An 11,810-nucleotide genomic window follows, 5' to 3' on the forward strand; every position below is an offset into this window, starting at 1 on the left:
GTATGGGAACCCAGGTACCCCACCTTGACGTTCTGGTAGACCGTGTCGGTGATTACACCCGCGTTGGCAGCAGCGGACAAGGTCATGACCGCCCCAGCAACGATTCCTCCAACAAGCTGTTTCATATTGCCACCTTCCTTTCGTGTGTCTGTTGTGGTGCAACTGGATTGGAGCAAGGGGCGGGCCAGTTTTGAAAATACCATTTAAAACAATGAAGTGAGACCATTTATTGAGGCTGTCGGCGGCGTGAGTGTAAAAATATTCGACAGGCCGGGAGGGGGGGGGATCAGTCGCCCAGTGCCCGCGCCGCCGCCTGCAGGCGGTCCGCCGCCGCTCGGCAGGACGCGTAGTCACAGGGCGCCAGGAGTGTGACCATTCGGAACCGGGTATCTCCCTGAAATATGGCGGGTATCTGAAGCAGTTTGGCGGTCCGGTAGTTGTCGCTGGTGTACTGGCCGACGGTGTAAAGGTTTTTGACAAGCACCCGCTGGCCGGTGCTCAGGGAACGCCAGGTGGTCAGGCCATGGGTGGCCTCCCCCTCCCGGTACCAACGGGCGTCGAACAGGTCGTTTGACAGGTAGGGCACGATTTTCGCGTCTGGCGAAGGCCGCCGGTAGCGGGACACCACCGCGAAAACGGCGCTGTCGGAGACGCGGGCGTAGCGGCTTGTGAAGTGCGGGGGAAGCGCCGGTACCATGGGCGGCGGTGCAGCCATCGCTTCCAGGCCTGTGGGCAGGGCCTCGTCCGGGGCCAGGTCGCTGGCGCCGGACCGTGCCATATGCAGGGCGCCCTGGCTGGCCATCAGGCAGACCAGCACCGGAATCAGCGAGGTCAGGGACACCGTACCGGCTGCGTGCCCGGGCCTGTGGATGCGTTTTCGGACCGGGGAAAAATAGATCGCCGGCACCACCGCCAAGCCATAGAGCAGCCAGCCGAACAGTTCGTGGTCCCGGACCAGGGGGCTGTCCATGTCGGTGGTGTAGGCGACGGCCACAAGCACGACGATGCGCACCCAGTTCACCACTAGGGCGATGGTGGTGGCCAGCGTCAGGGTCACGGCCCAGCCCTTCCAGCGAAAGTCGTTGAGGATCGACAACACCGCGCCCAGCAGCAGGGAGATCGCCAGGTAACCAATGCCCGAGCAGCCGTCGGCGATGACCAGGCGACCATAAGGCAGGGTGATGTGGTTGCCCTCGATCAGGGCGGTCATCCCGACGCTGCTGACCAGGTGGCCGACCACCACCGATGCGAGGGCCACGAGAGCGGGGATCAGGTCGCTCCAGATCGGGATCGACAGCCCCAGCAGCAGGGCGTGGGGCAGGAACGCGAGGGCGGCCCGTGCGCCCAGCAGAGTCCAGGCGATCAGCACCATGCCCGTGGGCAGGCACAGATAGCTCAGAGTGTCGATGCGGACGCTCTCGAAAATGGACCAAGCAAGGGTCAGGATAACCAGCAGGGCGGCCCCGACGGGGTGGAACCGGCGTCCGGCCGGTTCGCCGGCGGGCAGTCGGGGAGGATGGCGGAACAGCAGGTAGAGGTAGATCAAGGCAGTGGGCAGACCGTGGGCCATGACCTGTTCCCATGCCAGCCAGATCGACGCCAGCCGGGTCCAGGTGGGCAGGAACAGCAGTACGCCAAGCACGGTGACCAGGGCGTACCACCAGGAGGCCGGCATCTGCCAGTGCAGTCGCATGGACGCTGTGCCCGTGGTGTTCACAGCTGCTGTTTGATGCGGCTGCGGTGGGACTTGATCTGGTCGTTGTCCGGCGCCAGGGCGAAGGCCCTCTCGATGATATGGTCCGCCTGGGCGTGGTCACCGGACAGGTGCAGTATCCAGGCATAGGTGTCGAGCACGTCGGCGTTGTCCGGCGCCAGTTCGGCGGCACGGCCGGCCAGTTCCAGGGCTCTTTCGGCGTTACGCTCACGCAGAATCCAGGCGAGGTTGTTCAGCGCGACGACGTGGTCCGGTGCCTGCTCCAGCACGGCCTGGTACTGCTGCGCCGCCGCGTCCTCCTCGCCACTTTGCAGCAGCCAGGTGCCCCGGGCCAGCAGGGTGTCCGGCTGCCGGCCCAGGGTGGACTCCAGGGCGTCCAGGGCACTCAGCGCTTCCGGGATCCGGCCCTGTTGCCCGAGGAGCTGAACTTCCAGCAGGGCGTAGGTCCGGTTGTCCGGCGCCAGGGCCCGGGCCTCGGCGGCCTTGGCCAAGGCAGTCTGCCAGTTCCGGTCACGTCCGGCCTGTTGGGATTCCGCCATCAGCAGTTGCCCTTCCACGTGCCGGTAAAGGGGCGACTCGTTGCCCATGTGTTCCGACAGTTCCCGGCGGGCACTTTCCAGTTGGCCCTGCCGGACACTGGCCAGGATGCGCAGGGCGTCGGTGCTGTCCCTCAGTTCCGGGTGGCTGCGTCCCAGTTCGCCCAGCCAGTCGCGCACCGGTGTGTCCGGCGCCACCAGCCGGTGGGCCTGGGCGGCACGCTGGAGGTAGCCCGCTGCCTGGGGTGACCGGGGCGCTTGCCGGGCCAGGGCCAAGTACGCCTGTTCCGCCTCGGCGCCAAGTCCGCGCCGGGTATAGAGAGCGGCCAGAGCCTGTCGGGCGGCGTCATTGTCGGGGTGGTCGGCAACCAGTTGTTCCAGGCGTGCCTGGGCCCGGTCGGCCTCGCCTAGCTGGAGATCGGCCATGCTGGCCAGGATGACCGCTTCGGGCTGATTGCCATAGCCGTTCAGGAGCGAGTCGCGAATCTCACCGGCTTCCTGGTCCTCATGGTTCGCCAGCAGAAGCTTCAGATACAGGCCGGTTGCGGCCCATTCTGCCGGGTTGGTGGTGAAGGCCATGCGCAGCTGGCCCAGAGCCTGCTGGGTCTGTTGCTGCGAAAGGTAATAGCGGGCTAGGGCGAGTCGCAGGCGGACGCGCTCCGGCTCATTGGCAATGGCCTTGCTCAGGCTGGCCAGACCCTCCTGCCGGTGTTCGGCCATGCTCAGAGCCAGCACCCCATGCATGGCAAGCAAGTCGTTGTCGTTGGGGCGGGCCTGCAGTGCCCGCGCCAGGATCCCGTAGGCTTTTTCCCGTTGGCCCAGGTCTACTTGTGCCGCGGTGGCTGCCTGGATGAACGGCGTTGGGCTGGTTTCCGGGTCCAGGTAGGTGTCGAGCAACCGGGCACTTTCCTCGGTGTCCCCGGTTCCTGCCTCCACCGTGCCCAGCAGCAGCCCGATGCGACTGTTCTCCGGGTTGAGCTTGAGAACATCCTGGAGAATGGTCTTGGCATCGTCCAGGCGGTTCTCTTCAATGGCGGTGATCGCCGAGCGGACCTGTTCGTCCACCTCCGAGTCGGCATTCTCGGCCAGCAGCTGGTTGTACACCTGGGCTTCGCTGATCCGGCCCTGTTCGGTCAGGACCTTGGACAGGGCCAGCAGCACCTGACGCCGGACCGGCAACAGCACGTCGGCGTCGGGAATGGCGGTTACGGCTTCGGTCAGGGATTCGGTAGCCGCTTCCAGCTGGTTGCTCCGGTACAGGGCAATGCCCTTGAGATACAGGATGCCGGGGTTGGCCGGATGGGTGGCCAGCCAGTCGTTGGCGGTATCGATGACCCGAGCGTTCTGGCGCAGGTCCAGGCGTGACTTGAGCAGCCCCTCCATCGCCTCGGGGTTCGCCGGGTGAGCGGTGACCAGGGGGGCAAATCGGGCTTCCGCTTCATCGGGCCGGCCGGACTGCCTCAGGATTTCGCCTTCGATCAGGTCTGCTTCGAGGCGCTCCTCCGGCGTCGAGGGCTGGAAGCCCGCCATGGTTTCCCGGGCGGATACATGTTTGCGCAGGCGCAGGTAGGCCCTGGCCAGGGGCAGGGCGGTGTCGTGGGGATGGTCGCCGCGGACCTGTTCAAGCAGGGTCGCGGCTTGTTTGGCGGCACCGATGTCCATGTAGAGATCAACCAGGGTCAGCCGGTGGGACAGGCTGGCCGGTTCCAGCTGAATGGCGTTCCGGGTTTCCAGAATGGCCGAGCGGTACTGTCCCTGTGCGACGTAGGTGGCTGCCCGCTCCATATGCGAGGCGGCGTCGGGGCTGGCGTCCTGCTTGCCGCAGGCGGTCAGCAGCGGCAATACCAGCATGGCCGCCAGCAGGGTGGCCCGTCCGGGGCGGTGGGTTCGGGGGCTATGCATGGCGTCGTCACTCCTTGGCGGATCCGGTTCCAGTCCCTGTAGCTAAGAGGCGTCGGAGGTCGTCCGGATCCGGTATTTGTCGGTCAGGTTGTAGAGGGTGGGGCGGGTGATGCCCAAGAGGCGGGCTGCCTGGGCCATGTTATAGGCTGAGGTCTGCAGGGCGGTTTCGATGGCCTGCCGTTCCGCCTGCTCCCGGACTTGCCGGAGATTGAGGTGATGGCCGGAGTCGGACGCCGGCGTGTCCAGTTCCAGATCCCGGGCGCTGACGCGCTTGCCGTCGGCCATGATGGTCGCGCGTTTGACCTTGTTGATCATCTCCCGGACGTTGCCGGGCCACTCATAGCGGCCAATGGCGCTGATGGCGTCCTCGGAAAAACTCAGGTTGGGGCGCTCCACCTGCTTGCCCAGGTTTTTCAGGAGCGACTGGGCGATGACCAGGGCATCGCCGTCGCGCTCCCGGAGCGCCGGCACCTCCAGGGTGATTTCACTGATCCGGTAGTACAGATCTTCCCGGAACAGGCCGTCGGCGATCAGTTGGCGGACGTCTCGGTGGGTGGCGCAGACCACCCGGACATCGACGGGTATGGGGTTGACGGAACCCACCCTGTCGACCACCCGTTCCTGCAGGAAGCGCAGAAGCTTGGCCTGCAACGGCATGGGCATGTCGCCGATTTCATCGAGAAACAGGGTGCCGCCGTTGGCGTGCTCGATTTTCCCCTTTTTGCCTTGGGTGGCGCCGGTGAACGCGCCTTTCTCGAAGCCGAACAGTTCGCTTTCCAGCAGGTTCTCGGGAATGGCGGCACAGTTGATGGCGGCGAAGGGTTTGCCGGCCCGGGGGCTGAGGTCATGCAGCGCTCGCGCCAGCAGCTCCTTGCCGGTGCCGGTTTCGCCGGTGATCAGGGTGGTGACGTCGGTGGGGGCGATTTTTTCCAGGGTCCGGCAGATGGACAGCATCTGTGGGCTGGCGGCGACGATGCCCTTGATGTTGGTGCCGTTCGGCTGCTGCGAGAGGTAGTGGTTTTCCTGTTCCAGTTCGGCGATCCGGAACGCCCGGTTGACGACGAAGGTCAGGATGTCCGCATCCAGGGGCTTCTGGTAGAAGTCGCAGGCGCCCATGCCTATGGCCTTGACGGCGTTTTCCTTGTCTTCCCGGCCGGTCACCACGATGACCTTGGTCTGCGGCGCGAGATGCAGGATCTCTTCAAGCAGGCCGAAGCCCTCCGTCGCACCACCGGGATCCGGTGGCAACCCCAGGTCCAGCGTGACCACCTGAGGCTCGGTCCGGCGCAGCGCGGCGATCGCGGTATCGCGATCGGAAGCCACGTTGACTTCGAGGTCCTCGCTGAAGCACCACCGCATCTGGCTCTGCAGTCCGGGGTCGTCCTCTACGATTAGGAGTCTTCTGGTCACAACGACAACAAGTCCCTTGCTACTGGAGGCCTTTTTATTTGGGGAAACGCGGAGGTTTCGAAAGGCGCCTATGATTGATTCTTAACTGAAGATTGACACTTTGCAATGCTGGTATTGAATTATGTGCCAGAGTGTCAATTAACCGACGCCCTCCTGTCGGTTTCCCTCATGGAAAACCGTCTGGCCATCGGATGCCTCTGCGCCGGTTTCCAGCGTATGGGCCAGCGGAATGCGCACCGAGAAACAGGAACCGACGCCCCGTTCGCTGGTGACATCGATGGTGCCGCCCAGTTGTTTGATGTACTCCCGTGCCTGGTAGGCGCCGATGCCCATGCCGGTCAATCCCTTGGTGCTTTCGAATGGCTTGAACAGAGAGGTCCGGATGAACTCGTCCGTCATGCCGACGCCGGTATCCTGGATGAACAGCACGACGTTGCCGGTGGCGATTTTCAGGTTCAGGGTGATTTCCCCATCCGGCGGCGTGGCATCCTGGGCATTTTGGATCAGGTGCCCGAGGACACCGCGCAGTTGCTCCGGATGCGCCCGCACGATGGCTCTGGGCGGTTCGCCGACCAGACGGGGCGCCGGTTTCTGGTGTCGGTAGGCCTCCGCCAGCTCCACCGTCAGGGCGCCCAGATCCACCTCGGTGAGCGTCGCTTCCTCGTCGCCGGTGGGCTTGCGGATGTGGTCGACCAGATTGGACATCTTGCGCACCGCGTGCTCGGTGGTGTTGATCATGTCGTCGATGAAGGCAGGGTTGTGGCGGTGTTTGTCGGCGTTGCGTACCAGCAGGGACAGCTGCGCGATCACGGTTTTCAGGTCATGCACCATGAATGCCGAGGCCTTGTTCACCGCCTCGAACTGCATGGCCCGCGACAGCCGGTGCTGGGCGTCTGCCTGTGCCAGCAGGTTGCAGGCCTGCCGCGCCACCACTTTGATCAGGTCGTAGTTTTCCCAGTTCAATTCCACCTTGGCGTAGGGCGTTCCCACCAGCGCGATGCCGTACAGCTCGTTGCCCAGATACAGGGGGATGATCAGCCAGGCGTCGGGCGTTTTCATGATCGGTTCGGGGATTTCCAGCAGGTTGTAGGTGATCGGGTCCGCCCGGTATTCCCGCAGATCCACCACCCATTCCCGGTCTTCCAGAAACCGGATCAGCTCGGCGTCACCGTCGATGGCGGTGTGTCTCGGCATCGACAGGTTGACCGCTGTCTTCATCTGGTAGTCACCCTGCTCATCCCGGATCCAAAGGGCACCGGCGTTGCTTTCCACCAGCCCCGAGAGGATACGGATCACCCGGGTCGGCAGCGGCGGATTGTCGCCCACGTTGGCCAGTTCCCGGGTCATTTTCAGCCACTCCTCCCGGTAGTCGTACTTGTAGTCGAAGAAGTTCTGGCTGATCAGGACCATGAGGCGGGCCCGGAGCCGGCGGGATAACAGCAGCGTGATCAGGAACGCCAGGGCGATGGTCAGGAACAGAACCCGCAGGGCGCCTCCCCAGTCGCCCCCGAGCGCCTTGACGTAGTAGCCGCCGACGGCCAGAAGCAGGAGGTAGCCACCGGCGAAAATCAGCGTGCCGGCGTGGAAGACAGCGGAACGGGAGAGCTGGAAATCAATAGGTTGCTTACGGGTGTTGACCACGTTGATGGCCAGCAACGGAACCATCATCGCATTGACCAGACCGCGGGCGTTCCAGAAGGACTCCGCCAGTTGGCCGAACAGCAGGGCATCGGCGTACATGAAGAAGTCGAACGCGAAGATGGTGCCGACGGCGATGCACAGATACTTGATGCTGGAACGGCCCAGCCCAGAGGCGTTGCGCCAGATCTGCTCGATCAGGGAGAGCCCCAGCAGCGACAGCGCGATTTGGCCGAGAATCTTGGTCTTACCGCTGAGCGGTGTCCATTCGAACACGAACTCGAGGGAGCCAAAGCCCAGCAGAAGCACCACCAGTAACAGGGTGGCGGCGCTGAGGACCCGTTTCATGTCGTCGTGGAGGGTGGCGCGCTGGGAAATGTCCCGGAGCATCGCGAGCAGCAGGGCGATCCAGCTGGCGTCCCGCAGCAACTCCAGCAGGTAGCGGATGAGGAAATCGGGCAACCCCCACAGGCTCTGGCTGACCAGTGCGCCGGCCCAAAGGGCCGATACCAGAGCGGACAGCGCCAGGGTCTGGTCCACGTCCCGCCGCATGTAGCGAACCGCCACCAGAACGGCAAGCAGGGTGAAGGTGAGCGCGGCTACCCCGTGGCTGATCAGGCTGAAATCACTAAGCATCGCTCGCTTCCTGCCACGCGGTCCGCATCCCTGGCCGCAGAGGGCTACACCGGCTTCTTGTTTTCCCGGTAAAAGTGGAAAATCTCCCGAAGCGGTCGTTGGGGGCGGAAGCCGAATTCCCGGCTGAACGCCCTGCCATCAATAATGACAGGATACTTGAAAAACGCGATCAGGTACGATGGAAAGCTCTTCAGGCGCAGCGCTTTCAGCAGCAGGCGCGGTACCACCGGTGGCACCGAGGGAATGGGGATCCGGGTGCAGCCGCAGAGCTTGAGTGCCTGCTGATAGGCCACCCAGTCGTCGGGGGCCACGTTGAACACGCCGCGCACCGGTTTCTTGTAGGCCAGCACAATGGCGTCGGCCATATCGTCGATATGGATAAACTGCATCATGGGCGAAAAGCCCGCCAGCACCGGGGCCCGTTCGCTCGCCAGCAGCGTGCCGATGCTGTTGCGGACGCCGGGGCCCACGATGTTGCAGGGCCGCAGGATGGTGATGTTGAGATCGGGGTAACGCCAGAGGTAGATGTTGGCGAGATTCTCCAGTTCCACCGAATCCACCAGGTCCGAACTCAGGCCGGCGGCCTTCAGGGGAGCGGATTCGTCGATCAGCGCTGGGTTATAGGCGACGGCGCCGTATACGTGATAGGTCGACAGCACCACCACCCGCTGGATGCCGTACTTGTGGCTCAGGTCGAGCAGCTTTTGGGTACCCAGAACGTTGGCGTTGTATCGCCGCATCCGGGTCAGCTGGCTGGACTGGATGCGGCCGAGGTGGATGACGCCGTCGAACTGATAGCGACGAAACAAGTCCTCAAACACCCGCTTGGTGAAATCGATGCGATAGCTGGGGATGTCATCGCCGAGGTAGACCTGTTCCCGGAAGTCCACCGCCACCAGGTCGCAATGGTCGCGCAGGCGTTGGATCACCTGCTGGGCGAGGGCGCCAGCGGCGCCGGTAACGAGAATTTGGGGGCGCTTTTGCTTGGCCATTAGAACAGAGTTTTCCTTTCGCTGAGTCCCTTGTCGATCAGGCGGCTGATTTCGGCCTTGACCTGTTCCACCCGTTCGGTGACCTGCTCCTCGGGAATGTCGAGGTCGTCGAAATACATCGGCGGCCCGAAATTGAGGTGGACTTTCGCCGGCAGGACCACCGGCATGGCCACAGGCGCGTAGGGAATGCCAAGCATTCGGGCCAGCGGCTTGATGTTGGCAATGGCCGGTATGGTTTCCTCGCAGCCGACCACGCCGACCGGCACGATAGGGGCCCGGTATTTCATCGCCAAGTGCATGAAACCGTTACCAAACCGCTTCAGCTGATAGCGGTTGCGGTACAGTTTGCCGGAGCCCCGGACCCCTTCCGGGAACACAATGACCGCCTCGCCATTGGCCAGCATCTTGGCACAGTTCACCGGGTCCCCCAGCACCGCACCCATTTCGTTGAGCAAATTGCCGATCCAAGGCACGGTAGGAAAGAACCGCTCAATCATGGCCCGGGGAATACGGGGGGGTTCCTGCCGCGAGGCCAGGGCGTAGCCGATCAGCAACCCGTCCAGGGGCAGTTGCCCGCTGTGGTTGGCGATGATCAGGACGGGGCCCTCGGCGGGCACCTGCTCAACGCCGTGGGCCTCGACACGGAAGTATTTCTCATAGATCAGGCGGGTCAGCCAGAATCCGTACTTGATCGCCTCGTTGTTGTAGCCCCAGGGGTCGTACCCGAGGGAGCCGATGGGTTTCTGAATTCGGTTGATGTGTTCGTCGATCTCCGCCGGGATCAGTTTGCGTTTCAGGATGGTCGCCAGGCCCATTGTCTCTCCTTGAGGTGTTATCGCCCGATCAGCACGCCGAGGGTGTGGCTTTGCCCGGTATTAAGCACTCGGTAGTCGCTCGCCGCATTGGCCGTTTCGACGCACAGCATCCTGGGCCATTCCGTGGCGGGGAAATCCGACAGCCGGGCCGCTTTGTCCGGGCCCGGGTTCCAGACCACCGTGGAGTCGCTGCCGACCGGGGTGAGCTTGCGGCTGCCCGCGGGCGTAACGACGGTCAGCGGCTCGCCGCTTTCGTAGATCCGGTCGGTCTCGCCGGAAAAATAGACCGGACCCTCCTGAAATGTGTACGCCCAGTTGTCCAGAGTGTCGATGTAGCTGCTGTAGCCAAGCCCCAGGACCCGTGTTCGGATCAGGTCGGGGGTGGGCAGGTAGGTGTGCAGCGCCTGGCTGAGGGCGAGTGGTTCGGCGCCCAGGTTGGTGGTGGTCAGCGCCAGCCGGCAGCCGCGCACGGAAAAATGAAAGGTGATCAGTGCCAGGGCATGCCCGCTCCAGAGATCCGCGAAATCATCGTTGCCGTCGAGGGCCAGGCTGATTTCCACCTCGTGGGCATTTTCCCGGACATCCTCCAGACGCCAGAGCGCGGTGCGGGCAAAGCCATGGGGCTGCTCCGTGTGGATGCGCTTGCGCACTTCCGGCGGGTTCCGTTCGGGCACGCCGAACCAGGGCCAGCACAGCGGTATACCGCCGCGAATTGCCACGCCCGGTTCGAACCGGGCGGCCGGACTCAGCCACAGCCATTGAGCTTCGTCGGTGGGCTGAAACTGCACCAAGTGCGCGCCCTGGAGAGTCAGGGTGGCGTTGAACAGCGGGTGGCGGATTTCCAGGGCTTCCAACCGGCCCAGGGTGATCCAGCGGGTGAAGGCCCATTGTCCGGGGGCCAGGGGCCGGGAGGGACGGTGACTGCTTTCGGACATGGCGTCGGTTTCGTACCGTTTTTTAGGGGTATGTGCTTATCATGAGCGTAAATTAAAAGTGCCGGGGCCGCGAGGTTTCCATCTAAAATAGCACCCGTGATGGGGGAGAACAGGCGATGAACGACTCAGTGATAACCCCCATCGGTCGCCCCCGGTTGCAGGCCGGTCGGGAGCCGATGGATGGAACCACCGGTGCCGCCCTGGGGCTGGAAAGCGCTCCGGAACGGCCCTGCTGGACCCTGACCGAGGCATGGCTCGATGGCGTCGCCGGCGCCCTGGCGGAGCAGGGCTGGTTGGCCCTGGATGCCTGTGATTGCCTGTCCCGGCCACTGCTGGAAGCACTGCGGGAGGAAATCCGCATACTGGATCGCACCGATGCCATGCAGGCGGCTGGCGTCGGTCGGGGGGCGGACCGGATACGCGACCGGTCGATCCGCCGTGACCGGATCAGCTGGCTGCAGGGAATCACGCCGCCTCAGACCGAGCTGTTCGGCTTTCTGGAAGCTCTGCGAACTGGCCTCAACCGGCAGCTGTTCCTGGGCCTGAAACGTTTCGAAAGCCACTACGCAACCTACCATGCCGGCGACTTCTACAAGCGCCACCTGGACAGCTTCCGCGGCCGGGCATCCCGGGTGGTCAGTCTGGTGCTGTATTTCAACGACGGCTGGCGCCCCGAGGACGGTGGCGCCCTGCGGGTATTCAGCCGGGACGACGACACCCGGGTATGCGCCGAAGTATTGCCGGAGTTCGGTACTTTGGTGTTGTTCCTGAGCGAGGAAATTCCGCACGAGGTGTTGCCGGCCGCCCGCACCCGCTACAGCCTAGCCTGCTGGTTCCGGCAGGACGAGGTGCCGCTGCCACTGTCCCCGTGATTGGCCTTCGGTGGCCAGCCGTTTCACATTTCCACTTCCGGGAATTATAATCGTCCCGACTCAGGATGAGCCGGCGAGACTCTCCCCCGACTTCAAGGATTGAAATCATGCTTCAGGCAACTGCATTGCCCGTGGGTGCCCATGGTGGCGAGGTACGTTGGATGTATTTCGCCATACCCGGCTTGAAGCCGGCCCACATCCTCCATTTCCATATGTACAGAAGGCCGAAGGGCGGGTTCACCGGCCCAAACCGATGTTGTCAGTGCCGTAGTGTGCATGTGCATCTCCATCTCCATGATCGACGACTGTAGACAGTGACGCCAGGGAGGGTGGACACATGGGCGTACCCGTAACCGATCC

8 protein-coding genes are annotated in these 11,810 nt (G+C 63.7%); 1 reads left to right on the forward strand and 7 read right to left on the reverse strand.

All coding sequences use genetic code 11. From position 1 onward, the window contains the following. Positions 1 to 286: 286 nt before the first annotated feature. The 7 genes from BTO32_RS03110 to BTO32_RS03140 form a co-directional block, all read right to left on the reverse strand. Complete coding sequence (locus BTO32_RS03110) at positions 287 to 1,693, reverse strand: archaeosortase/exosortase family protein (protein ID WP_076722951.1); 1,407 nt, start codon at positions 1,691 to 1,693, stop codon at positions 287 to 289. A gap of 20 nt (positions 1,694 to 1,713) precedes the next feature. Continuing rightward, positions 1,714 to 4,152, reverse strand: a complete 2,439-nt coding sequence (locus BTO32_RS03115; RefSeq protein ID WP_076722952.1) for a tetratricopeptide repeat protein — start codon at positions 4,150 to 4,152, stop codon at positions 1,714 to 1,716. A 42-nt stretch (positions 4,153 to 4,194) separates the two neighbouring features. Beyond that, the gene (gene prsR / locus BTO32_RS03120; RefSeq protein ID WP_076722953.1) at positions 4,195 to 5,562 is read right to left on the reverse strand and encodes a PEP-CTERM-box response regulator transcription factor; all 1,368 of its coding nucleotides are present in this window, start codon (positions 5,560 to 5,562) and stop codon (positions 4,195 to 4,197) included. A gap of 138 nt (positions 5,563 to 5,700) precedes the next feature. After that, the gene (gene prsK, locus BTO32_RS03125) at positions 5,701 to 7,836 is read right to left on the reverse strand and encodes an XrtA/PEP-CTERM system histidine kinase PrsK (RefSeq protein WP_076722954.1); all 2,136 of its coding nucleotides are present in this window, start codon (positions 7,834 to 7,836) and stop codon (positions 5,701 to 5,703) included. A gap of 44 nt (positions 7,837 to 7,880) precedes the next feature. Then, on the reverse strand, positions 7,881 to 8,828 hold the full coding sequence (locus tag BTO32_RS03130; protein WP_076722955.1) for an SDR family oxidoreductase: 948 nt from the start codon (positions 8,826 to 8,828) through the stop codon (positions 7,881 to 7,883). Then, positions 8,828 to 9,643 (reverse strand): lysophospholipid acyltransferase family protein, encoded by an 816-nt coding sequence (locus BTO32_RS03135; RefSeq protein ID WP_076722956.1) that lies wholly within the window; start codon positions 9,641 to 9,643, stop codon positions 8,828 to 8,830. The genes BTO32_RS03130 and BTO32_RS03135 overlap by 1 nt, the downstream gene beginning before the upstream one ends. 17 nt (positions 9,644 to 9,660) lie before the next feature. After that, positions 9,661 to 10,578: a D-hexose-6-phosphate mutarotase gene (locus tag BTO32_RS03140; protein WP_076722957.1), complete on the reverse strand. Its 918-nt coding sequence runs from the start codon at positions 10,576 to 10,578 to the stop codon at positions 9,661 to 9,663. Positions 10,579 to 10,694: 116 nt separating this feature from the next. Between BTO32_RS03140 and BTO32_RS03145 the strand changes: the two genes are divergently transcribed. Continuing rightward, positions 10,695 to 11,450: a 2OG-Fe(II) oxygenase gene (locus tag BTO32_RS03145; RefSeq protein ID WP_084206760.1), complete on the forward strand. Its 756-nt coding sequence runs from the start codon at positions 10,695 to 10,697 to the stop codon at positions 11,448 to 11,450. Positions 11,451 to 11,810: the final 360 nt, after the last annotated feature.

It is taken from the genome of Marinobacter lutaoensis, from assembly GCF_001981305.1.
GTDB classification, from domain to species: Bacteria; Pseudomonadota; Gammaproteobacteria; order Pseudomonadales; family Oleiphilaceae; genus Marinobacter; species Marinobacter lutaoensis.

Excerpts from the sequence above, each read along its gene's own strand:
- BTO32_RS03110 (WP_076722951.1), bottom strand. The coding sequence starts at position 1,693 with ATGCGACTGCACTGGCAGATGCCGGCCTCCTGGTGGTACGCCCTGGTC.
- BTO32_RS03115 (WP_076722952.1), bottom strand. The coding sequence starts at position 4,152 with ATGCATAGCCCCCGAACCCACCGCCCCGGACGGGCCACCCTGCTGGCG.
- prsK (WP_076722954.1), bottom strand. The coding sequence starts at position 7,836 with ATGCTTAGTGATTTCAGCCTGATCAGCCACGGGGTAGCCGCGCTCACC.
- BTO32_RS03130 (WP_076722955.1), bottom strand. The coding sequence starts at position 8,828 with ATGGCCAAGCAAAAGCGCCCCCAAATTCTCGTTACCGGCGCCGCTGGC.
- BTO32_RS03135 (WP_076722956.1), bottom strand. The coding sequence starts at position 9,643 with ATGGGCCTGGCGACCATCCTGAAACGCAAACTGATCCCGGCGGAGATC.
- BTO32_RS03140 (WP_076722957.1), bottom strand. The coding sequence starts at position 10,578 with ATGTCCGAAAGCAGTCACCGTCCCTCCCGGCCCCTGGCCCCCGGACAA.
- BTO32_RS03145 (WP_084206760.1), top strand. The coding sequence starts at position 10,695 with ATGAACGACTCAGTGATAACCCCCATCGGTCGCCCCCGGTTGCAGGCC.